The 22,646-nt window shown below is 45.8% G+C and carries 20 protein-coding genes; 9 read left to right on the top strand and 11 right to left on the bottom strand.

What is annotated here, in order from left to right:
* Positions 1-134: 134 nt before the first annotated feature.
* The gene (locus M2387_RS21530; protein WP_259052527.1) at positions 135-1,322 is read left to right on the top strand and encodes an SGNH/GDSL hydrolase family protein; all 1,188 of its coding nucleotides are present in this window, start codon (positions 135-137) and stop codon (positions 1,320-1,322) included.
* 42 nt (positions 1,323-1,364) lie between these two features.
* On the opposite strand, the gene M2387_RS21525 is transcribed toward M2387_RS21530, so the two are convergent.
* The 4 genes from M2387_RS21525 to aspA all read right to left on the bottom strand — a co-directional run bounded on the left by M2387_RS21525 (position 1,365) and on the right by aspA (position 6,773).
* Positions 1,365-1,940, bottom strand: a complete 576-nt coding sequence (locus M2387_RS21525) for a transcriptional regulator (protein WP_259052525.1) — start codon at positions 1,938-1,940, stop codon at positions 1,365-1,367.
* 38 nt (positions 1,941-1,978) lie between these two features.
* Entirely contained in the window at positions 1,979-3,685 is a 1,707-nt protein-coding gene (locus M2387_RS21520; protein WP_259052523.1) for a protein-disulfide reductase DsbD, read from the bottom strand.
* Between the two features lie 237 nt (positions 3,686-3,922).
* On the bottom strand, positions 3,923-5,224 hold the full coding sequence (locus tag M2387_RS21515) for an anaerobic C4-dicarboxylate transporter (RefSeq protein ID WP_259052521.1): 1,302 nt from the start codon (positions 5,222-5,224) through the stop codon (positions 3,923-3,925).
* Between the two features lie 112 nt (positions 5,225-5,336).
* Positions 5,337-6,773 (bottom strand): aspartate ammonia-lyase, encoded by a 1,437-nt coding sequence (gene aspA / locus M2387_RS21510; protein ID WP_259052520.1) that lies wholly within the window; start codon positions 6,771-6,773, stop codon positions 5,337-5,339.
* A gap of 334 nt (positions 6,774-7,107) precedes the next feature.
* Between aspA and M2387_RS21505 the strand changes: the two genes are divergently transcribed.
* The 3 genes from M2387_RS21505 (at position 7,108) to groL (ending at position 9,703) form a co-directional block, all read left to right on the top strand.
* Positions 7,108-7,587, top strand: coding sequence for an FxsA family protein (locus tag M2387_RS21505; RefSeq protein WP_259052519.1), 480 nt, complete (start codon positions 7,108-7,110; stop codon positions 7,585-7,587).
* 135 nt (positions 7,588-7,722) lie between these two features.
* A complete protein-coding gene (locus M2387_RS21500; RefSeq protein WP_211992806.1) occupies positions 7,723-8,013 on the top strand; it encodes a co-chaperone GroES in 291 nt (96 codons plus the stop codon).
* Positions 8,014-8,056: 43 nt separating this feature from the next.
* Positions 8,057-9,703 (top strand): chaperonin GroEL, encoded by a 1,647-nt coding sequence (groL, locus tag M2387_RS21495; protein WP_259052518.1) that lies wholly within the window; start codon positions 8,057-8,059, stop codon positions 9,701-9,703.
* 76 nt (positions 9,704-9,779) lie between these two features.
* On the opposite strand, the gene uxaC is transcribed toward groL, so the two are convergent.
* Positions 9,780-11,198 (bottom strand): glucuronate isomerase, encoded by a 1,419-nt coding sequence (uxaC, locus tag M2387_RS21490; RefSeq protein WP_259052517.1) that lies wholly within the window; start codon positions 11,196-11,198, stop codon positions 9,780-9,782.
* The gene (gene uxuA / locus M2387_RS21485) at positions 11,195-12,388 is read right to left on the bottom strand and encodes a mannonate dehydratase (RefSeq protein WP_259052515.1); all 1,194 of its coding nucleotides are present in this window, start codon (positions 12,386-12,388) and stop codon (positions 11,195-11,197) included. The genes uxaC and uxuA overlap by 4 nt, the downstream gene beginning before the upstream one ends.
* 373 nt (positions 12,389-12,761) lie before the next feature.
* On the opposite strand from uxuA, the gene M2387_RS21480 reads away from it, so the two are divergent.
* The 4 genes from M2387_RS21480 (at position 12,762) to M2387_RS21465 (ending at position 17,894) form a co-directional block, all read left to right on the top strand.
* Positions 12,762-14,078, top strand: a complete 1,317-nt coding sequence (locus tag M2387_RS21480; protein WP_259052514.1) for an MFS transporter — start codon at positions 12,762-12,764, stop codon at positions 14,076-14,078.
* Between the two features lie 13 nt (positions 14,079-14,091).
* Positions 14,092-16,461, top strand: coding sequence for a glycoside hydrolase family 31 protein (locus tag M2387_RS21475; protein ID WP_259052513.1), 2,370 nt, complete (start codon positions 14,092-14,094; stop codon positions 16,459-16,461).
* Between the two features lie 149 nt (positions 16,462-16,610).
* Positions 16,611-17,384 (top strand): FCD domain-containing protein, encoded by a 774-nt coding sequence (locus M2387_RS21470; RefSeq protein WP_259052511.1) that lies wholly within the window; start codon positions 16,611-16,613, stop codon positions 17,382-17,384.
* A gap of 153 nt (positions 17,385-17,537) precedes the next feature.
* Positions 17,538-17,894, top strand: a complete 357-nt coding sequence (locus M2387_RS21465) for a DUF4156 domain-containing protein (protein WP_259052508.1) — start codon at positions 17,538-17,540, stop codon at positions 17,892-17,894.
* Positions 17,895-17,949: 55 nt separating this feature from the next.
* Here M2387_RS21465 and epmB read toward each other — a convergent pair whose 3' ends face one another.
* The gene (gene epmB / locus M2387_RS21460) at positions 17,950-18,996 is read right to left on the bottom strand and encodes an EF-P beta-lysylation protein EpmB (protein ID WP_259052505.1); all 1,047 of its coding nucleotides are present in this window, start codon (positions 18,994-18,996) and stop codon (positions 17,950-17,952) included.
* Positions 18,997-19,036: 40 nt separating this feature from the next.
* On the opposite strand from epmB, the gene efp reads away from it, so the two are divergent.
* Complete coding sequence (efp, locus tag M2387_RS21455) at positions 19,037-19,603, top strand: elongation factor P (protein ID WP_259052503.1); 567 nt, start codon at positions 19,037-19,039, stop codon at positions 19,601-19,603.
* Positions 19,604-19,679: 76 nt separating this feature from the next.
* Here the strand turns inward: efp and M2387_RS21450 are convergent, their stop codons facing one another.
* From M2387_RS21450 to frdC, 4 genes are all read right to left on the bottom strand, one after another.
* Entirely contained in the window at positions 19,680-20,273 is a 594-nt protein-coding gene (locus M2387_RS21450) for a response regulator transcription factor (RefSeq protein WP_259052501.1), read from the bottom strand.
* 256 nt (positions 20,274-20,529) lie between these two features.
* On the bottom strand, positions 20,530-21,681 hold the full coding sequence (gene ampC, locus M2387_RS21445) for a class C beta-lactamase (protein ID WP_259052499.1): 1,152 nt from the start codon (positions 21,679-21,681) through the stop codon (positions 20,530-20,532).
* A gap of 197 nt (positions 21,682-21,878) precedes the next feature.
* The gene (gene frdD, locus M2387_RS21440) at positions 21,879-22,238 is read right to left on the bottom strand and encodes a fumarate reductase subunit FrdD (protein ID WP_259052497.1); all 360 of its coding nucleotides are present in this window, start codon (positions 22,236-22,238) and stop codon (positions 21,879-21,881) included.
* A gap of 10 nt (positions 22,239-22,248) precedes the next feature.
* Positions 22,249-22,644 (bottom strand): fumarate reductase subunit FrdC, encoded by a 396-nt coding sequence (gene frdC, locus M2387_RS21435; protein ID WP_259052495.1) that lies wholly within the window; start codon positions 22,642-22,644, stop codon positions 22,249-22,251.
* Positions 22,645-22,646: the final 2 nt, after the last annotated feature.

The raw sequence follows: 22,646 nt of genomic DNA, 5'->3' as shown, positions 1-22,646 counted from the left end.
AACAATATAGAGATTTTGAATAGGTCGAAAAGCGAAATAAGATATATTTTAGTAAACTTTTAAATCATTTTCTGAAATACCTGTAGCGATCTACCAGGTAATAATAAATTATAATAATGACATGGATGACAAAAATGATATCGATTAATGGCCCGGCGTTACTGGCAGTACAAGCACTTAATGTCGTAGTGAAAGCACCAGCACTTCACGTGTTGTCTCCGCTATTAAAAATAGCAACAATAAAAAGTAGTAATGCAGAGCTTTTACAGAAAAATAAATTCATAGAAAAAATGAATATATCTATCGATAAATCAGATCCCATTCAAGTTGATTTGGCGGCGAAGTTTAAGCGTACGATAAAAGATTTTCAGCTTAATCCTAAATCTATAACAGATAAATATAATATCGTCAGAGAGGGGGGGGATGTTCTGGCGGAAAACACTAATTTTAAACTCGCAAAAGCTATTGGTAAGCTCTATCCTCATCCTGATGTCACTCTGGATAATATTGACCGGCTGGTGGTATTCGGTGACAGCCTTTCTGATTCCAACGGTCGGATGTTTGACAAATCACTTCATATCTTTCCTTCCTATAATCAGTACTATGAAGGCAGATTTACCAATGGTTTTGTCTGGGGTGAATACCTGTCATCACCTGCTTTTTTGAACAAAAAGATGGTTAATTTTGCAGAGGGAGGAAGCACTTCAGCAAGTTACTCACCCTTAAACCTGCGCAGTAATTTCTTATCAAATCTTGATAGCCAGATAAAAGAGTACCAGCCTTCGGCCAGAGATTTAACGGTTCTTTTTGCAGGTGCTAATGACTATATTGTGTTACATAAAAATGATGTTTTGAAAGTTGTAGAAACCCAGATAGATGACGTTGAAAAATTATTAAAAAGTGGAGTCAAAAATATTTTGGTTATGGGAATGCCCGATATATCTCTGACGCCAGAATCTGAGCATTCTGGTCATAAAAGAGAATATGAAGATATCAGTATTGCGCATAATGTTTTATTACAGAAAAACATCGAAAAATTAAAAGTAAAATATCCAGCGGCAAAGATATTTTTCTTTGATACTTCGGCGGCATTAAAGGAAATTATTACTATCGCTCGTCAGATTGGCTACGATACAACACACTCCTATACGACACACGGTTATATTCATAATCCTTTGGAAACCGATCCGGATCTCAATATATCACCGGAATATCTTTATAATGATGGTGTTCACCCGACCCAGGAAGTTCATCAGACTTTTGCGACGATATTGAATAGTTTTATAGTTAAGAATTATTCAGACAAAGCCGCTGCCGCTTAATTTATGCTTTGGTGCGGTATAAGAAAATACCGCACCCTCTAATCAGGTCAGCGCGCCGCCCTGGCGGCACAAGGCAAAGCGTAAGATATCCTCCGCCAGACGGCGGGCGGTGTCGATATCAGCCTGGTTATGTTTGACCAGCAATTTAGACAGACAGCCTTCCAGCACCAGTTCCATCTGGTCGGCCACCATTGCCGGGTCATCCACTTCAAGCTCGGCCAGCAAGGTATGGGTATAGTTCCAGGCTGCTTGCTTCTGCTGATCGGCGAGCTGATGAACAGGATGAGTGGGGTCAGGATAAAAAGTGCAGGCTGCAATAAACAAGCAGCCAGGATAACGCTGCTTATTGAGACATTCAGTAAGAGCCTGATAGCGTTGCAGTAGTTTCTGTTGAGCGGAAAGCTCTTCATTAAGCATTAACTGACGCTGCCAGACTTCCACTTTGCCGCTCAGATAACGCAGTGCGTCATACAGCATCGCTTCTTCGTCAGGCCAGAACTGACGGATTTCTGCAACCGGGTGATGAGCTTCCTTAGCCACAATATCCAGCGTAATACGAGCAATGCCTTCGCGTTCAAGGACATGCAAGGTATGTTCTAAAACCTCTTCACGTTGCACGTGGTTCTCCTCTGGTTAACTCAAACAGTCAACATTATCTAGGGTATCAGGTGGTGCAAATGAGTACTAAACTCGCCAGCATCCATAAAGCCGGTGACTCTTAAATCGCGTTGTTCATGGCCTTGAGGGTCAAAGAACAAGATAGTCGGAAGCCCCAGGACATTAAGGTGTTTCAGTAAGGCTCTGTCCGCTTCATTATTTGCCGTAACGTTGGCTTGCAGTAACACCATACCAGATAGCGCTTGCTGTACCTGTGGGTCACTAAAAGTATATTTCTCAAAAGCTTTACAGGCAGTACACCAGTCTGCGTATAAATCGAGCATCACCGGTTTCCCCCGGGCTTTTTCCAGCGCCTGGTTCAACTGGTCAATATTTTCAACAGAGATAAAGTGTAGCTGAGACTGTTCACTATGGCTTGATGGTGCACCAAATGCCCAGTCTTGCAAAGGGCGAACGCTCACTATTGCGGCAACCAGGAAGAGAATTTGCAGTACTCTTACCCAGGATTTATGCACGCTCAGACTGGTAATAAAGGCCCAGCAGAAGAAGGCGACACCCAGTAAACTCCAGAGACGCAGGCCCCAGGCATCCCCGATAACGCGTTCAAGTAAAAAGACCGGTAGGGCGAGAATAACAAAACCAAAAGCGATTTTCACACTCTCCATCCATGGGCCGCTTTTTGGAAGCAGCTTGTTACCAAAGACGGTTATCAGTACCAGAGGTAAGCCCATTCCTAAGGCATAGAGATAGAGTGTTCCTCCCCCCAGCCAGAGATTGCCGCTCTGGGCGATATAGAGCAGGATTGCACTTAAGGGTGCGGTAGTACAAGGTGAGCAAATTAACCCGGCTAATGCCCCCATAGCAAAGACCCCATAAACGGAGCCCCCTTGCTGGCGCTGACTGATCAGCGTCAGGCGGGTCTGTACAGAAGAGGGTAATTGCAGGGTAAATAAACCGAACATTGACGCCGCTAACAGGACAAACATCGCTGACAGCCCGATCAGTACATAAGGGTGCTGCAACGCGGCCTGAAACGGCAAGCCGACCGCCGCGACCACTAAGCCTAATGCCGTATAGGTCAGTGCCATCCCTTGGATATAAATAAAGGCCAGCATCAATGCCCGGGGTGTGGAGAGTCGTGTTTTCCCCCCGAGGACGATGCCTGAAATCAGCGGATACATCGGTAATACACAGGGAGTAAAGGCGATACCGATGCCAATCAAAAAGGCCCATAACGCTGAGAAAGGTAGCGCATTGCCCGATGTGACTGGGGAGGTCTCAGCTACTGGAGAATCGGCTATCGTTGATGCCGGCAAAGCTTCGACGGCACTCAGGGGAACCGTCAGCGTTTCTGGAGGATAGCATAAGCCCGCCTCAGCACATCCCTGGTAAGTGACGCTCAGAAAAGCACCTTTTTCAGCACTGTTCAGAGTCAGGGGCAGGCTAAAATGGTCGGTAAAAATCTCTGTTTTGCCGTAAAACTCATCTTCATGCCAGGTTCCCTCCGGGACTTCAAAAGAAGCTAGCCGCGCATCGGTCGGTAGCACTTTTATCTGCTGGCGATAGAGATAGTAACCCGGTTTAATCTGCCAGTTCAGGGTGACCTGATGCTCGGTTTGTTGAAAATCAAACGCAAAGGCTTGTTCGGCAGGCACAAACTGAGATTTGTTGGTGTTATCAAATAATCCAGCAAAGACTTGTGAACTACAAAACAACAGGATGAATGTAAGAATGCGCAATGCCATAGAAAATCTTCACTGTTTGTAGGTCACTGGCAGAGCCAGTGATTCGGGGAATAGTAGAAAAATAGCGCAAAAGCGGCTGTCTGGTATGTATTGGCTCGTGACATGTTTGTTCGCGATGAGACAGACACAACGCTTATAACGTAGAGGTGATACGTCATCGCTGCCTGAATTGACAGCGATGAACTATAGCATGTAGCTGTGGACACAGGCGGCTAAACCGTCTGTGTTTAAGGATATTTACAGAATGATACCGCCGAGAATAAACCCGAATACCACACAAAGCGTGATGGCAATGACGCCCGGGATCATAAACGGATGGTTAAATACATATTTCCCGATGCGCGTTGAGCCGGTGTCATCCATTTCAACAGCAGCAAGTAGCGTTGGGTAGGTCGGTAATACAAACAGGGCAGAAACCGCTGCAAAAGAGGCGACAGCCGTTAATGGGCTTACCCCAAGCATTAATGCCGCAGGTAACAGAGCTTTAGCCGTGGCTGCCTGAGAGTAGAGCAGCATAGAAGCAAAAAACAGTACTACAGCCAGCAACCACGGGAAGTCATTTAACAGGTCACCGGCAAAGGTTTTGATATCACCGATATGTGCCTGAACAAAGGTATCGCCTAACCAGGCAACGCCCAGTACGCAGATACAGGCGCTCATACCAGACTTGAAGGTACTGGCATTCAGCACTTCACCGGTATCGATTTTACAGCTGAAGCTAATCAGTGCAGCGATAGTCAGCATAAAGACCACAATCGCTTCATTACGCGGCAGTAAAGGGTCTTTAATCAGGCCAACGGTATCGCTGATGGCAGTGGCATAAAACATCACCGCAAGGATACCAATCACAAATAATAATACGGCACGTTTAGCATGCGGTTTCAGTTCTAATACCTGAGAGCCGCGCAGCTGAACTTCACCTTTAGCCAGACGTTCCTGATAAACCGGATCATCTTTCAGTTCACACCCAAGGAAGTTACAGACCCCAGCAGTCAGCATAATGGCAATCAGCGTCGAAGGAATACAAATCGCCAGCAGCGTCAGGTAGCTAATTCCCAGTGGCTCAAGGACGCCAGAGAAAAAGACCACTGCAGCAGAAATAGGAGAGGCAGTAATAGCAATCTGAGAGGCAATAACGGCGATAGATAAAGGACGGGAAGGGCGAATGCCTTGTTCTTTAGCGACTTCGGTTATTACGGGTAGTGTCGAGAAAGCAGTATGTCCGGTGCCTGCAAGAACGGTCATCGACCAGGTTACGAGTGGGGCCAGAAAGGTAATATACTTGGGATGGCGGCGTAACATACGTTCAGCCAGACTCACCAGATAATCCATACCCCCCGCGACTTGCATCGCTGCAATCGCGGCGATAACTGCCATGATGATTTCAATCACGTCAAAGGGAATAGAACCGGGGTTTATCTGGAAAACCAGTGTCAGTACCAGAACACCCAAGCCTCCGGCGAAACCGATACCTATGCCGCCAAGTCTGGCTCCAAGGTATATCGCCAGCAGGACGATAACGAGCTCTGCTGCAAACATAATGACTTCCTCACTATTTAATCAATTGAAAATGAATTGTTGTATTTTAGTTATCGCTAAAATGAAAAAAGGCACGTCGATAGACGTGCCTTTTTGGCGTTATTCGGTCGAGCTATTTATCGTTTTCATCTGTATACCGTTTGGCTTTATATGCCGGATGCATCAGGTTTTGAACGGAGAAGATATCATCCAGTTCATCCTCTGTGAGCAAACCACGTTCCAGCACAACATCACGTACGCTCTTGCCTGTCTCAGCGCAAATCCTGCCCACAATATCACCGTTATGGTGACCTATGTATGGGTTCAGATAGGTGACGATACCAATGGAGTTATAGACGTAACTTTCACACACTTCTTTGTTTGCAGTAATGCCGTTAATGCATTTCTCCAGCAGATTATAACAGGCATTTGTCAGAATATGTATAGACTCGAACATCGCCTGGCCAATTACTGGCTCCATTACGTTTAACTGTAACTGACCTGCTTCTGAAGCCATGGTTACGGTCATATCATTACCAATGACTTTAAAGCAGACCTGATTCACCACTTCAGGCACCACAGGGTTAACCTTGGCTGGCATAATTGAAGAACCTGCCTGAAGTTCTGGCAGATTAATTTCGTTGAGCCCGGCACGAGGACCTGAGGAGAGCAGACGTAAGTCGTTGCAGATTTTCGACATTTTAACAGCAAGACGTTTCAGTGCACTGTGAACCATCACATAGGCACCGCAGTCAGAAGTTGCTTCAATTAAATCTTCGGCAGGCACACAAGGCAGACCACTGACCTCGGCCAGTCTCTGTACCGCAAGCTGCTGATAACCATCCGGAGTATTCAGGCGTGTACCAATAGCGGTTGCGCCAAGGTTTACTTCCAGCAGTAATTCTGCAGTACGCAGCAGGTTTTTCTGCTCTTCAGTTAACAGAACGTTGAAAGCGTGGAATTCCTGCCCCAGACTCATAGGAACCGCATCTTGTAATTGCGTGCGACCCATTTTCAGGATTGATTCAAATTCGACAGCTTTACGCTGGAAGCCTTCACTAAGCTGGTTGATCGCTTCAATCAGCTTAATAATTGAGGCATAGACCGCAATGCGGAAGCCGGTAGGGTAGGCATCATTGGTTGACTGGCACTTATTCACATGGTCATTCGGGTTGAGATACTCATACTCACCCTTCTGATGGCCCATCAACTCCAACCCGATATTGGCCAGAACTTCGTTGGTGTTCATATTGACCGAAGTACCCGCGCCGCCCTGATAAACGTCGACCGGGAACTGATCTAAAAACTTACCCTGTTCTAAGATTTCATCGCAGGCCTTGATGATGGTATTAGCGATAGACTTAGGGATCGTTTGTAGCTCTTTATTCGCCATGGCAGCGGCTTTTTTGACCATCACCATACCGCGAACAAACTCAGGTATATCGCTGATTTTATTGTGGCTAATGTAGAAGTTCTCAATCGCACGCAGAGTATGGATGCCGTAGTAGGCCTCCGCTGGCACTTCCCTGGTTCCCAGTAAATCTTCTTCGATACGAATGTTGTTTAGCATGTAAACCTTCTTATTTAAACTATCACAATGTACGCACACAGGATATCTGGCGCTGATAGGAATAGACCGATGATTATGCCCAATATTTGCTTATTGACCTTGATGATATGCTGATGATAGCTAAATGTATTAACCTGGATCACTTATTCTTGTCGATGCAGGACAACAATTGTCGATTTGTGACAGAGGTCAACAGTTAGCAGAGTGAAAAAACACGTTCTTCCGGCCCTTGAATTTTGGCTATAGTGTCGCCATCTCTTACAGAATGAACGTGACAACCCCATTTTTTGTGAGCGCCTGAGTTAAGGGGCTTGCCTGATGACAGGAGTATTCAGTGCGCTGGATCCCATTTATTGCCTTCTTTCTCTACATCTATATTGAGATTTCTCTCTTTATACAGGTCGCGCATATCTTTGGTGTTTTTCTGACGTTGATTCTTGTGATACTGACTTCCGTACTGGGCGTATCGCTGGTGAAGAATCAGGGTTTGAAGAACTTTATGCTGATGCAGCAAAAAATAGCTGCGGGTGAGAGCCCAGCGGCCGAGATGGTTAAAAGTGTTTCACTGATCATCGCCGGTATTTTACTTATCTTGCCGGGGTTTTTTACCGACTTCCTCGGCCTGCTGCTATTGCTGCCACCAATACAGAAACATTTAACGGTTAAACTTATGCCCCATCTGCGTTTTTCCGCGATGCCGGGTGGCGGATTTGGCGGCGGAAATACCCATCAGGGCAACACCTTTGATGGCGAATATCAGCGTAAAGATGAGACAACAAAGCGTCTTGAAGACCAGGACCGCCAGGATCGTTAAATTTTCGAATTTTTTTTGTGACACCCCCTTGAAGGGGGCGTTAATAACCCCCACTTATCTGGGCAGCAGCCGAATCCTGTTTGGGGCGGCGTTACCTAAATAACTGATACTGACTTTCTCGAAGGAGAGCTATCAATGAGCATTCGTCCATTACACGATCGTGTTATCGTCAAACGTAAAGAAGTTGAATCTAAGTCTGCAGGCGGCATCGTTCTGACCGGCTCAGCAGCTGGTAAATCAACTCGTGGCGAAATTATCGCTGTCGGTAAAGGCCGCATCCTGGAAAACGGCAGCGTACAAGCGCTGGACGTTAAAGTAGGCGATATCGTTATTTTTAACGACGGCTACGGCGTGAAGTCCGAGAAAATTGACAACGAAGAAGTGCTGATCATGTCCGAAAGCGACATCCTGGCTATCGTTGAATAATATCCGCGTACGAACACCTGAACGAATTTGAGGAATATAAGAAATGGCAGCTAAAGACGTAAAATTCGGTAACGACGCTCGTGTTAAAATGCTTCGCGGCGTAAACGTACTGGCAGATGCAGTGAAAGTTACCCTCGGCCCTAAAGGTCGTAACGTGGTTCTGGATAAATCTTTCGGTGCACCGACCATCACCAAAGATGGCGTTTCTGTAGCACGTGAAATCGAACTGGAAGACAAGTTCGAAAACATGGGTGCTCAGATGGTGAAAGAAGTTGCTTCTAAAGCCAACGATGCAGCGGGTGACGGTACTACTACCGCAACCGTACTGGCTCAAGCTATTGTGAATGAAGGCCTGAAAGCTGTTGCTGCTGGCATGAACCCAATGGATCTGAAGCGCGGTATTGATAAAGCAGTTATCGCTGCAGTTGAAGAACTGAAAGGGTTATCTGTACCTTGCTCTGACACCAAAGCTATCGCTCAGGTTGGTACTATCTCAGCTAACTCCGATGAGACTGTAGGTAAACTGATCGCAGAAGCGATGGACAAAGTCGGTAAAGAAGGCGTTATCACCGTTGAAGACGGTACTGGCCTGGAAGATGAGCTGGACGTAGTTGAAGGTATGCAGTTTGACCGTGGCTACCTGTCTCCTTACTTCATCAACAAGCCTGAGACTGGCGCTGTAGAACTCGAAAGCCCGTTCATCCTGCTGGCTGACAAAAAAATCTCTAACATCCGTGAAATGCTGCCAGTTCTGGAAGCGGTTGCTAAAGCCGGTAAACCACTGCTGATCATCGCTGAAGATGTTGAAGGTGAAGCTCTGGCGACTCTGGTAGTTAACACCATGCGCGGTATTGTTAAAGTTGCTGCGGTTAAAGCACCTGGTTTCGGCGATCGTCGTAAAGCCATGCTGCAAGATATCGCTACTCTGACTCGCGGTACCGTTATCTCTGAAGAGATCGGTATGGAGCTGGAAAAAGCGACTCTGGAAGACCTGGGCCAGGCAAAACGCGTTCTGATCAACAAAGACACCACCACCATCATTGATGGCGTTGGCGAAGAAGCTGCGATTCAGGGCCGTGTTGCTCAGATCCGTAAGCAAATCGAAGAAGCAACTTCTGATTACGACCGTGAAAAACTGCAGGAGCGCGTAGCGAAACTGGCAGGCGGCGTTGCAGTCATTAAAGTGGGTGCTGCGACTGAAGTTGAAATGAAAGAGAAAAAAGCACGTGTTGACGATGCTCTGCACGCAACTCGCGCAGCAGTTGAAGAAGGTGTGGTAGCGGGTGGTGGCGTGGCATTGGTTCGCGTTGCAGCTAAGCTTGTCAACCTGACTGCACAGAACGAAGATCAGAACGTAGGTATCAAAGTTGCGCTGCGCGCAATGGAAGCTCCACTGCGTCAGATCGTTGCTAACGCCGGTGAAGAACCTTCTGTTATTGCCAACAATGTTAAAGCGGGCGAAGGTAACTTCGGTTATAACGCAGCAACTGAAGAATACGGCAACATGATCGACTTCGGTATCCTGGACCCGACTAAAGTAACGCGTTCTGCTCTGCAGTATGCTGCTTCTATCGCTGGTCTGATGATCACCACCGAATGCATGATCACCGACCTGCCAAAAGGCGACGCTCCTGATTTAGGCGGCGCTGGCGGTATGGGCGGAATGGGTGGAATGGGCGGCATGATGTAAGTACTGCCCAAGTCCTTGCTCTAGTAAAAAACCCGCAAATTTTGCGGGTTTTTTATTGGGCAAAATGATATTTCTATTAGCCCACCTGTGTAGCAGAAAAATAACGCTGAGCATTATTAAAGCTGATATCACGAACCAGCTGCCCGAGCATTTTCTCATCTGCCGGGATTTCACCTTTTACTGCCAGCTCACCGAGCATATTACAGAGAATGCGGCGGAAGTATTCATGGCGAGTGTAGGACAGGAAGCTGCGTGAGTCTGTCAGCATACCGACGAACTGGCTTAATAGTCCCAACTGGGATAGCTGTTCGAGCTGGCGCTGCATGCCGTCTTTCTGATCGTTGAACCACCAGCCGGAACCGAACTGAATTTTCCCGCCGATACCCCCTCCCTGGAAATTACCGATCATGGTCGCCAGCACTTCGTTATCGCGTGGGTTCAGGCAGTAGAGAATAGTGCGCGGGAGTTCATCGGTTTTATCCATTTCATCGAGCAGTCGCGAAAGTGGCCAGGCAACCGGCGCATCGCCAATAGAATCAAAGCCGCTGTCTGCACCTAGCAGATTAAACATACGCGTATTGTTGTTTCGTAGCGCACCAATATGCAGCTGCATCACCCAGCCACGCTTTGCATATTGTTTACCGAGCCAGACCAGTACTGCGGTTGTAAACTGCGCCGTTGCCGTTTCATCCGGGATTTCGCCCGTGAGGCGTTTCTGCAGGATAGCATCAAGCACGGATTCATCAGGTATCGGCGCATAACGAAGTATTTCGATACCATGGTCAGAAGCAATGCAACCATGCAATGCAAAATGCGTGAGGCGACGTTCCAGAGCGGTCAGTAAATCGCTGAAACGACAGATATCCACATCGGCACTTTGCCCTAACTTCTCGATATAATCCGTAAATCCGCTCAGCTCAATTTTAAAGGCACGATCCGGGCGCCAGCTGGGGCGGACTTCAATATCGAAGCTGTCATCCTGCGCAATTTGCCGATGGTATTCCAGGGAATCAACAGGGTCATCCGTAGTACCAACCATGCGCACATTCATCTGCTGCATGATGCCACGTGCTGAAAACTCATCCTGACTGAGCTTTTCATTGGCTTCATCCCAGATACCCTGTGCCGTTTCCGGGCCGAATATTTTCCCTGTGATACCGAACGGGCGACGGAGTTCCAGGTGTGTCCAGTGGTAAAGCGGGTTACCCAGCGTCATTGGCACCGTTCTGGCCCATGCCTGATATTTTTCGTAATCGCTCGCTGGGCCCGTTATCAGATGTTCCGGGATACCGGCAGACCGCATGCCACGCCATTTATAGTGATCCCCTTCGAGCCAGATCTGACTGAGGTTATCAAAGCGGCGGTTCCGGGCGATTTCCTTTGGATTGAGGTGGCAGTGATAGTCATAGACGGGCATATCCGCCGCATAGTCATGATAGAGGCGGCGGGCAATATCACTGTGCAGTAAAAAATCTTCACAAAGAAATTGTTTCATGGTCTTTCCTGAACATAAAATGCGCGATGAATACCCATTTCCAGGCCACGAATTTCCGCCAGGCCCTTCAGGCGTCCGATGGCTGAATAGCCGGGATTGGTTTTCTTCTTCAGATCATCCAGCATCTGATGGCCATGATCCGGGCGCATCGGGATCAGGAATTCTTGCCCGTTCTCACGACGACGATGCTCTTCGGCGGCCACAGCACGGATTACCCGATACATATCCACATCTCCCGCCAGATGCGCAGCTTCGTGGAAAGTATTCGGATTCTCTTCACGCAGAGTTGAGCGTAAGTGAAGGAAATAAATGCGTGGCCCAAAGGTTTCAATCATCTTGACCAAGTCATTATCAGCACGTACCCCGTAAGAACCGGTGCACATGGTGTAGCCGTTGGCATCGCTGTCCAGGGTATCCGCCATCCACTGCATGTCTTCAATGGTCGATACTATGCGTGGTAGACCGAGGATTGGGCGCGGAGGATCGTCAGGATGGACAGCCATTTTCAGGCCAGATGCTTCCGCCACGGGAATAATTTTTTTCAGAAAATAGGCAAAATGTTCGCGTAATTTGGCTTTATCGATCCCGGAGTAACGCTGCAGGTGTTGATTGAACTGCTCAAGCGTATAACCTTCTTCAGCTCCTGGCAGACCAGCAATGATGTTATTGATGAGTTTTTGTTTTTCATCATCCCGCATGGTTTCAAAACGGGTTCTGGCCTGTGCGAGTTCTTCCGCCGTATAGTCCTCTTCAGCCCCTTCACGTTTTAACAGGTAAATCTCAAATACCGCGAATTCAATCTGATCAAACCGTAGAGCTTTGGAGCCGTCTGGTAACTCGTATTGAAGATCAGTACGCGTCCAGTCGAGGATCGGCATAAAGTTATAACAGACAGTATAGATACCGCAGGCTGCCAGGTTACGCAGAGATTGCTGGTAATGGGTTATCCATTTTTCATAGTCACCGGTTTGTGTCTTGATATCTTCATGAATCGGTATGCTTTCTACTACCGTCCATTCCAGACTATTGGCTTCAATCAATGCTTTGCGCTGCTGGATTTCTTCTATAGTCCAGATTTCACCGTTCGGAATATGGTGCAATGCTGTCACTATTCCGGTAGCTCCTGCCTGACGAATATCAGATAACGTCACTGGGTCTGTAGGTCCGAACCAACGCCAGGTTTGTTTCATAGGTAACTCCTTGAAAGCAGAATGAGACTTTTTGGTTATCCAAAAATAACGGCGCTGTGTTTTTATTGCTCATGCTGCGATGAAAAATAGCCACATTGCGCTTGTTTTGAACATTCTCGTACTTGAGCAATCAAGATGTCAATCAAATCATCTAATTTGGTCAACCAAAAATGAGTTTTATAGTGAATTGATTGCCCAAATTTGAAAAACAAGACTTGAGTCACCCTATTGATCTGATTTTTTATACAGAATGGCTCAGCCTGCAGTCTTTATGTATAAAACTGTCAGGGTGATAAATTTGGTTTACCAATAAAAAGTTAATAACACAGAGTTTTGGTAAACATATCAGGTCGCCGATTTCAGGAGTGTAACCATGAGTCAAGGGCTAAATTCTATGCCTACTGGGTTAGTGAAAAAGAAAAGAATTATCACTAAGTTACGATGGTGGATGCTGAGCTTATTTTTATTAGGGGTAACAGTTAACTATATTACTCGTAACTCTTTAGGTATTCTGGCTCCAGAGCTTAAAGTCGATCTTAATATTAGTACCGAACAGTATTCATGGATTGTCGGAGCGTTCCAGCTCGCCTATACCATTTTCCAGCCAATATGTGGTTGGTTTATTGATGTTGTCGGCTTAAAACTAGGTTTTCTGGTCTGCGCCATAGTTTGGGCATTAACCTGTATGTTCCATGCGGGAGCAACGAATTATATTCAATTAGTCGTGCTACGATTTTTTATGGGGAGCTCTGAAGCTGCTGCTACCCCAGCAAACGCCAAGACGCTCGGTGAATGGTTTCCGAAAAAAGAACGTCCCATTGCTGCCGGGTGGGCGGGTGTTGGCTTCTCACTTGGTGCAATGATCGCCCCGGCTATTATTTATTTTTCACATTCATTATTTGGCTGGCGGGGAGCATTCATTGTTACTGGCGGCTTAGCATTAGCATGGGTTATTTTGTGGTGGTTGTTTTATCATTCACCAGAAAAACACCCTAACTTAGGTGAAAAAGAATTATCTTTTATTCAGCAAGACAATGAGCCTCCTGCTGTTAAATTACCTTTTTTTACTTCACTAAAAATAGTCGCTAAAAATAAACGCTTTTACGGTATTGCTATTCCAGCATTTATGGCGGAACCCGCCTGGGCTGTAATGAGTTTCTGGGTGCCATTATATCTGGCCCAGGAATATGGCATGAATCTTAAAGAAATTGTTATGTTCATCTGGCTTCCTTTCCTTGCTGCTGATTTGGGAAGTATTTTTAGTGGTTATTTAACTCGCATCTATGCTCGTTTATTTGGTTGTAGCCAAATAAACTCGATTGTTGCAAGTTCTGTCACCGGGGCATTTATGATGCTGTCTCTGGTGGCTATTGCAATTACCCGAGACCCGTATGTTGCTATCATCCTCATTTCGATTGGCGGTTTTGGCCACCAAATTATTTCCTGTATGCTAAGTGCGTTAGTTGTTGAATCCTTTGATAAAGGACAAATGGCTACCGTGAATGGTATGCGCGGTTCCTGTGCCTGGATTGCCAGTTTTATATTTTCTTTAATCATTGGTGTAACCGCAGACAAAATTGGTTTCAACCCACTCTTCGTAGCAATGGGGTTCTTTGATTTGATTGGTGCGATTTTCTTAGTCGCTTTTATTGCTGAGCGTCGTGGCAAAAAGAATACAACTCAGGCTTAACAGGGTAAGTGTAATGAAGATATTAAAACAGTGGACTTTAAAGCATACGGGTAATCATCATGTCGAATTACTCGTCGAAGGGAAACATACTCTTTCTATCTCGATTTTAGATACTGAGCTCTTTCGCGTTGCGCTCAAACCAAATGGTGAGTATTCGTTAGACAGAACCTGGAGTATCGACCCCAATCAGGACATTCCGTGGGAGGGGCGTCCAAGGGATGAGCTGAGCGGTTTTAAACTACCGCCATTTACGGTTGAACAGCATGAAGAACAGCTGGTAATAGCAACTGAATTACTCAAAGTGACGGTTCATCAGCCGCTTTGGTTAGAATGGTCATATCGGCATAGTATTAATGAACCCTGGCAATTCCTGACACAAGACAGAACGACCAGCGCTTATTTATTAAATGCACAAGGTCATGGTGTTGCCCACTATCAAAGTCGTTATCAGGATGAGCGGTATTATGGTTTAGGAGAAAAGGCAGGCCCGCTCTCTCGTAATGGTAAACGTTATGAAATGAGAAACCTGGATGCGATGGGTTATAACGCCGCCAGCACAGACCCTCTTTATAAACATGTTCCTTTTATTATTACTCAACGTGAAGACGTCAGCTTTGGTGTTTTCTATGACAACTTGAGTAACTGCTGGATAGATTTGGGCAATGAACTAGACAACTATCATAAACCTTATCGTCGCTGGCAAAGTGAAGCCGGGGATATTGATTACTTCCTTTTCACCGGAAAGCAGGTTCTTGATATCACTAAACGCTTTGTTCGGTTAACCGGTAAAACTATTTTTGGACCGAAATGGAGTTTAGGCTACAGTGGTTCAACGATGCACTATACCGATGCTCCCGATGCGCAGCAGCAGCTTCTGAAATTTATTCAGTTATGTGAACAGCATGCGATACCCTGTGACTCATTCCAGTTATCGTCCGGGTATACGTCGATTAAAGACAAGCGCTATGTCTTTAACTGGAACTATGACAAAGTCCCTGACCCGAAATTGATGACGGCGTCATTCCATCAGGCTGGCTTAAAACTTGCTGCCAATATTAAACCCTGCTTGTTGCAGGATCACCCTCGTTATCAAGAGGTTGCTGATAATGGGTTATTTATTACTGACCCAGAGACAGAGAAACCTGAGCGTTCTTGCTTCTGGGATGACGAAGGCTCTCATATAGACTTTACTAACCCGGCAGCTATTTCCTGGTGGAAAGATAACGTTAAAACTCAGTTATTAGAGATGGGGATAGATTCAACCTGGAATGATAACAATGAGTATGAAGTATGGGACGGTGAGGCGCGTTGTTTTGGATTTGGTAAACCAATTCCAATAAAACACATTCGTCCGGTGATGCCCCTGTTAATGATGCGTGCCTCGATGGAAGCGCAGGTCGAATTTGCACCGGAAAAACGCCCTTATCTGATTTCTCGTTCTGGCTGCGCGGGCATGCAGCGATACGTTCAAACCTGGAGTGGTGATAACCGTACTAACTGGGAAACATTGCGCTACAACACCCGTATGGGCGTGGGTATGAGTCTGTCAGGTTTATATAATGTCGGCCACGATGTGGGTGGTTTTTCTGGCGATAAGCCCGATGCAGAACTGTTTGTTCGCTGGGTACAAAATGGCGTCATGCATCCACGCTTCACTATTCATTCGTGGAACGATGATCATACGGTGAATGAACCCTGGATGTACCCGGGGGTCACCGGCGCTATTCGTGCGGCGATTGAATTACGTTATCGCCTGATGCCTTATTTATATACCTTATTATGGCAAGCGCATGCCGATGATGAACCTATGCTACGTCCGACATTCCTCGATCATCAGCATGATAAGCAGACATTTGAAGAGTGCGATGAGTTCTTATTAGGACGTGATTTACTGGTTGCAAGCGTAGTTGAAGCCCAGTCGCGGACCCGTTCATTATGGCTGCCTGAAAATACTCATGGCTGGTATGACTATGACAGTAAGGCTTGGTACAGCGGCGGCCAGTGGATAACCGTAGACGCACCCTTAGAGAAATTACCTTTATTTGTCAGAGCAGGAGCAGGTTTACCTGTTTCATCGCACTTACAATATGTTAATCCTCAGCGGGATACCGAGCGTGAGCTACATCTGTTCCCAACATTAGGCCAGGCAGTATCCAATGGCCTTATATTTGAAGATGATGGCGAATCCTGGGGATATACTAAGGGTGATGCGCTCTGGGTTAACTGGACGCTGGAAACTAGCGCAAATAAGTTATCTTTAGTGATCGAGACAACCGGCGACTATATCCCTGAATGGAAAAAATTACAGGTGTGCCTGCCAGAAAAAGAAAAACGGCCTTTATATATTAATGGCGTTTTATCTAATGAATGGCATTTAAAGTAATGACGTAAATATTATGATTAAAAAGGCCATGTGTTATCACATGGCCTTTTTTATTTTTACTCATATTCTCTTTAGATACAGTTAATTATATTGAAAACCCAGAGGGGCATTAATATAATTAATTTAAAACAACCTTAGGTTCATTGGTCATGTCAGATGCAAAGCGCCCCTATCAGGTAGTCGGTCATGTCTTACGCCAAATGATCATTGAGATGAATTGTTCTGTGGGTGACAGGCTACCGCCTGAACGTGAAATTGCAGAACGATTAAATGTTTCTCGTGCTGTGGTACGGGAAGCTTTGATTATGCTAGAGATTGAACAATTAGTTGAGGTCCGTAAAGGTTCGGGCGTTTATATTGTTGCACTCCCTCATCAGAGCGAAAGTGTGCCGACTGACCCTTCTATCCTGAATGCCGCAGGTCCGTTTGAACTGTTGCAGGCACGGCAGCTACTGGAAAGTAATATCGCAGAATTTGCGGCAACCCAGGCAACACCACTCGATATTGCGCGTATGCGCAGTGCCCTGCAAAGGGAGTGTGATGAGCTGAAAACCGGAGAAGATGAAACCGGTGACCGAGAGTTTCACCTGGCCATTGCCCAGGCAACGCATAATAGTATGCTGGTTGAATTACTGAAACAGTCCTGGGGCTGGCGGGAAAATAACCCAATGTGGCTGATGCTTCATACCCGGATCGTTAATAAAGATTTCCGCAAAGAGTGGATAACGGATCACCAGGCTATCCTTGCGGCAATGATTAAAAAAGACTCCGTAGCAGCCAAACAAGCAATGTGGCAACACCTGGAAAATGTTAAGCAGCGTCTGCTGGAGTTATCAGACGTTGACGATCCGTATTTTGATGGTTATCTGTTTAATTCCTACCCGATTGATTTTATTAAAAATATAAATCCTCCGCTGGTTTGAACAGTGTGGTTTTATCTCCCAAACCAGAGTTCCCTTTCCGTATAACGCGTTGCGACATCCATAATGTGTCCGGGGATTTTTTCTTTTATGCAGACTTTGGTATAAGATTTCAGCGGGTGATAAAAGCTCAACACAATAATGATGGGGAACAAGATGCGCATAAAACTTGCAGTGGGAATGGTTGGAGCAGCATTACTGCTGGCTGGTTGTAGTAGCTCAAGCAATGATCTTACGGCGGGTGGTCAGAATGTTCGCTTCGTAGAAGACAAACCGGGTAGCGAATGTCGTCTGCTTGGAACGGCAACCGGCGAACAGAGCAACTGGTTATCCGGCCAAACGGGTGATGAGGGCGGCTCAATGCGCGGTGCAGCAAATGTATTGCGTAACAATGCTGCTGCGATGGGTGGAAACGTACTGTATGGCGTTAGCAGCCCAAGCCAGACGCTGTTGTCCAGCTTTGTACCAACTGACAGTAAAATGACCGGACAGGTATATAACTGCCCTCAATGATAAGGTCAGTCTGATCTACCGCTTACCTGATGGTAAGCGGTGATACGGTTCTGATTCAGCTAGCGTCTGAAGTACGTTGCTGGCGTAGCTGTAAATCCAGCATCGTTTTGCTCGGTTCGCCGCCAATCTCACGTGTCAGCTTAGGCACCATATAGCCTGATACCAGCGTTAACAGCTCGCGCATAATTGCCCGCGCCTCTTCATCCTCCACCATAAAATGCGCTGCACCCTGAACTCTGTCGAGCACATGCAGATAATAGGGGAGTACGCCTGCGTCAAACAGCGCCCGGCTTAAATCAGCCAGAGTGTAGGCATTATCATTGACTCCACGCAGTAACACGCTCTGATTCAATAGCGTGACGCCAGCCTGACGCAGTTTTAGCATAGCTGTACGGAAGTCATCGCCAATTTCTTGTGCGTGGTTGATATGATTGACCAGCAGGACCTGTAAGCGCGAGCGAGAAAGCCTTGAGATTAAGGTATCGGTTATACGGTCAGGGAGTACAATCGGCAGCCGGCTATGAATACGCAGCCGTTTAATATGTCCGATACTTTCCAGCTCGGTTATCAGCCAGTCCAGCTCATGGTCTTTCGCCATCAGCGGGTCACCGCCAGAAAAGATAATTTCATCAAGTTCCGGATGCTCACTGATATAGTTGAGCGCAGCTTGCCAGTTACGCTTATTGCCCTGGTTCTCGGCATAAGGAAAATGACGGCGAAAACAGTAGCGGCAGTTAACCGCACAGCCACCTTTCACTAATAGCAGGGCACGGTTACTGTATTTGTGCAGCAACCCGGGTACGACGCTGTGCTGCTCTTCGAGTGGATCGGTGCTGTATCCCGGCGCGATGATAAACTCTTGCTTTGCTGTTAACACCTGGCGTAGCAGAGGGTCATCCGGGTTCCCTTTTTCCATTCGGGCAACGAAAGCCCGGGGAACGCGCAGGGCAAAAAGGCGACGTGCTTCACGTCCCTGGAGCAGTGAAGGGTTATCTGCCAGGTTTAAAATCTGAAGTAGTTCATCAGGATCGGTTATAACATCGGCAAGTTGCGTTAACCAATCTTCTCTGTCGGGGGTGTTTAGGGTTACAATGCTTGCCATTTTTTGGCTAATCTACCAGTTAATTAATTCAGAGGGCCTTATGGCAACTTATTCTAGCAACGATTTTCGTGTCGGTCTTAAAATCATTATGGATGGCGAACCTTATGCCGTCGAATTCAGTGAATTCGTCAAACCAGGTAAAGGTCAGGCTTTTGCGCGCGTTAAACTGCGCCGTTTGTTGACCGGATCTCGTGTTGAGAAAACCTTTAAATCGACTGACACTGCAGAAGGCGCAGACGTTATCGATATGAACCTGACTTACCTGTATAACGACGGTGAGTTCTGGCACTTTATGAACAACGAAACCTTTGAGCAGCTGGCAGCTGATGCTAAAGCTGTAGGTGACAATGCTAAGTGGCTGCTGGATCAGGCTGAATGTATCGTTACCCTGTGGAACGGTCAGCCTATCTCTGTTACTCCACCAAACTTTGTTGAACTGGAAATCACTGATACCGATCCTGGCCTGAAAGGTGATACCGCTGGTACCGGTGGTAAGCCTGCAACATTAAGCACTGGCGCAGTTGTTAAAGTGCCATTGTTTGTACAGGTTGGCGAAGTAATTAAAGTTGACACCCGTTCAGGTGAATACGTTTCTCGCGTGAAGTAATTCAGGCGGGTCGGGAATGGGATGCTTTGGCATCACATTCCCGATGCAAGGAGGCTGCTCTGGCGGTCTTATCTGGCTAAGACATGTTCATAAATAATGACAACCGGTTTTCTGCCCCTAATTTGACTCTGATATTACGTTTGTAAGTGTACACTGTCTTAATACTTATCCCCATTAGTCTGGCAATATAGGCATTATGTACTTCATCTTTCCAAAGTTTTAAAATACGCTCTTCTCGTAATGTGAGTAGCGGTATTAATGCGCGTTTTTTGTTTTTTTCTTCAACCGGAAGAATAATGTTTTTCTCGATAATACTTTCTAACTCATTAAGTTGTATGGATTTATCCAGAATATGAATATTTCCGCGATTTTTACTGACATCACCGATATGTGAGTGATGATTACTTTGTAATAAGATGATACTGGTGTTTTCAGCTCGTGTTTCTTGAATGATCGATAGCTGGCGTATATTTTTCAGGGTAGTGAGAAAACTGGTAAAGTCAGCAATAATAAGATTAGGCTGCCATGTCATCATCATTTCACGGGCAAGTTGCAGGTTATCTGCCTCAGTAATAATAATATTTCTTTCTCTGAACTTATCCTGACTGAGCCAGGTTTTTAAACCAAATCGACTGAAACAACATTTATCAACTACCAGTATTTTATACATATTCACGATTCACGTAAGTGATAACAACTCCCTTTACAGGGCGGCAAACAAACAGGTTCTATGATATGAATAAAAAAAATAAATGAAGCGATAAACTACGTTCTAATTCACCATCAATTCCAGGCTTAAAGATCTTGTCATGGACTATTCTCCGCATGCCGGTGAGGAACTTCCTTTCGTAAGCAGAGATGTACTTGCTGTTAGGCCCAGCACGTGGGGTATATTAAACGTTATATATCAATGCTGATACGATAGCTTATTGTAGGGCCTTCAAAATGGTATAGGCCGTTTTGATGCGATCGTCATTTGGATAGTTTTTATTGGCTAAGATTACTATGCCTATTTTTTTTTCCGGAATAAAAGCCACATAAGCACCAAAACCGCGCGTTGAGCCGGTTTTATGTACCCACGAAGCCTTGACCAGAGAAACCGGTGGCGTAATTGGGACGGAGGTCTGTGGTTCTAATGCGACCTTACGATTACTACAATAAATCACCACGTCAGGCTCTGCTGGCCAGTTAAAAATATCCCAGCCTAACCCTTGGTACATGCTGCCGATACGCCAGTAACGTGATTGAGCGAGTATGATACCTTGCTGAAGAGTTTCATTTTTAACCTGTTCCGGATCCATGTTTGTTTGTATCCAGGTGGCCATATCTTTTACTGTCGATATCAACCCATACGTCTTTGCTGATAACATACCGGGAAGTAAGCGGACGGGTTTATTATTGCTATAGCCCCACGAGTAATGTTGTTGATGCTCCTCAGGTACGTTAACCCAGGTATTGTTCATGTGCAGCTGTTGCAGAACCCGGGTCTTTAAAGCTTCCTCAAAACGCATTCCCGAGGGTTTAACCGCCAGGGCACCAAAGAGTCCGATACTTGAGTTACCATACAAACGTTTAGTTCCGGGTTCCCAGTCTGGCTGCCAGGAGTTGTAGAATTCAAGCAATGAAGATTCATTGGTCACGTGGTTGGGTATTTGCCAGGGAAGTCCGCCAGCAGTATAGGTTGCTAATTGTAATAAACTGATATTATTCCACTTATTGGAAATAAGTGCTGGCCAGTAACATCTTGCAGGATCATTCAGATTAATTTCACCGCGAGCAAGGGTATCGCCACCTAATACACCGGTAAACGTTTTACTTACCGAGCCAATCTCAAACAAACTATGCTCAGTGACTGGAATATCATGCTCAGTATTAATGACACCATAGGTAAAATACCAGGGCTTACCTTGATAAATAACGGCCACAGCGATACCCGGGATATCATTTTTTTTCATTACCTCCTGAATAGTTTTATTAATAACTTGATTCACTTTTCGGGGCGGTTTTTTTTCGTTGCAAGCTAAGGCAGAGTTAGCCATAGAAAAAATAAAGATACAGCAAAAACACTTTTTTAGCATGGGGTTCATCCATAAAGTTGAGTCAGATATCCAGTTCTGACAGATATTCGCAGTCTGTTCTATTTAGATAATAATGGAAAATAATCTTATTTTTTATAAAAAATAATCATCAGTATTATTTTTTCTTTTAATTGTCATGTTGAATAGTCTAATTAAAAGCCTGCAAATTTTATGCAGGCTTTTAAGGTTCATGATAACTAAAAACGTATCACGCCAACTAAGGTAACGATACTGAGAATCGCTGCCAGGCCATAAAATACCCATTTTCCGGAAGGAACATGAATTTTTAAATCATGCATACCGTGATGAATACGATGTAATCCGCACCATAATGGCAGAACAATCATCAGGAAAACGAATAACCGGCCTATCCAGCTATTAACGAAAGCATGAACACGTGCAAAATCCAGTGCTTCAGCAGGAAAGAGGCCAAGTGGCAGCAGAATGCCTACCAGTAAGACAATAACGGGGGCGAAGATAGCTCCCCACATACCACCAGCACCAAAGAGCCCCCAGAAGACGGGTTCATCGGAGCGTTGAGGTTTTTGATTCATCATGATTTTTTCCCTACCAGAATAATGCCACAAACAGCACCACGCAGGTCACCAGTACGGTAACCACCCAGAGTCCCTTAATCACTGGCTCCGGCCCCATTTTTTCATCTTTAATAATGACAATTGCGGCCTTAGGAGCGAGTTCAAACCAGGTTTTGGTATGCAGTAATGCGGCTGCGAGCGTGATGATATTAAGGATCAGAACGACAGGATTCTGTAAAAAGCTGACAAATCCAGCCCATTCTTCAGGACCGTGTTTTAGAGAAAATAGCCCGTAAATCAGTAATAAACTAAACCATACAGTAGGGACCGATGTTCCTTCACGCAGCATATAAAAACGATAAAAACCGAGTTTTTTCCACCATGTCGAAGTCATTGGGGGAACATATGGTTTACGTTTCGTGGTCATAG

The sequence above is a fragment of the Klebsiella sp. BIGb0407 genome (assembly GCF_024807845.1).
Taxonomy (GTDB): Bacteria; Pseudomonadota; Gammaproteobacteria; order Enterobacterales; family Enterobacteriaceae; genus JGM124.
The sequence above is the reverse complement of the archived record's forward strand: the minus strand, read 5'-3'. Positions and strand labels throughout refer to the sequence as shown.

Bases quoted from the DNA above. Each gene is read 5' to 3' on its own strand.
- M2387_RS21450 (WP_259052501.1), bottom strand. From the start codon at position 20,273: ATGTATAAAATACTGGTAGTTGATAAATGTTGTTTCAGTCGATTTGGT.
- epmB (WP_259052505.1), bottom strand. From the start codon at position 18,996: ATGGCAAGCATTGTAACCCTAAACACCCCCGACAGAGAAGATTGGTTA.
- frdC (WP_259052495.1), bottom strand. From the start codon at position 22,644: ATGACCACGAAACGTAAACCATATGTTCCCCCAATGACTTCGACATGG.
- M2387_RS21465 (WP_259052508.1), top strand. From the start codon at position 17,538: ATGCGCATAAAACTTGCAGTGGGAATGGTTGGAGCAGCATTACTGCTG.
- efp (WP_259052503.1), top strand. From the start codon at position 19,037: ATGGCAACTTATTCTAGCAACGATTTTCGTGTCGGTCTTAAAATCATT.
- frdD (WP_259052497.1), bottom strand. From the start codon at position 22,238: ATGATGAATCAAAAACCTCAACGCTCCGATGAACCCGTCTTCTGGGGG.
- groL (WP_259052518.1), top strand. From the start codon at position 8,057: ATGGCAGCTAAAGACGTAAAATTCGGTAACGACGCTCGTGTTAAAATG.
- aspA (WP_259052520.1), bottom strand. From the start codon at position 6,773: ATGCTAAACAACATTCGTATCGAAGAAGATTTACTGGGAACCAGGGAA.
- M2387_RS21520 (WP_259052523.1), bottom strand. From the start codon at position 3,685: ATGGCATTGCGCATTCTTACATTCATCCTGTTGTTTTGTAGTTCACAA.
- uxaC (WP_259052517.1), bottom strand. From the start codon at position 11,198: ATGAAACAATTTCTTTGTGAAGATTTTTTACTGCACAGTGATATTGCC.
- M2387_RS21475 (WP_259052513.1), top strand. From the start codon at position 14,092: ATGAAGATATTAAAACAGTGGACTTTAAAGCATACGGGTAATCATCAT.
- uxuA (WP_259052515.1), bottom strand. From the start codon at position 12,388: ATGAAACAAACCTGGCGTTGGTTCGGACCTACAGACCCAGTGACGTTA.
- M2387_RS21515 (WP_259052521.1), bottom strand. From the start codon at position 5,224: ATGTTTGCAGCAGAGCTCGTTATCGTCCTGCTGGCGATATACCTTGGA.
- M2387_RS21470 (WP_259052511.1), top strand. From the start codon at position 16,611: ATGTCAGATGCAAAGCGCCCCTATCAGGTAGTCGGTCATGTCTTACGC.
- M2387_RS21480 (WP_259052514.1), top strand. From the start codon at position 12,762: ATGAGTCAAGGGCTAAATTCTATGCCTACTGGGTTAGTGAAAAAGAAA.
- ampC (WP_259052499.1), bottom strand. From the start codon at position 21,681: ATGCTAAAAAAGTGTTTTTGCTGTATCTTTATTTTTTCTATGGCTAAC.
- M2387_RS21530 (WP_259052527.1), top strand. From the start codon at position 135: ATGATATCGATTAATGGCCCGGCGTTACTGGCAGTACAAGCACTTAAT.
- M2387_RS21500 (WP_211992806.1), top strand. From the start codon at position 7,723: ATGAGCATTCGTCCATTACACGATCGTGTTATCGTCAAACGTAAAGAA.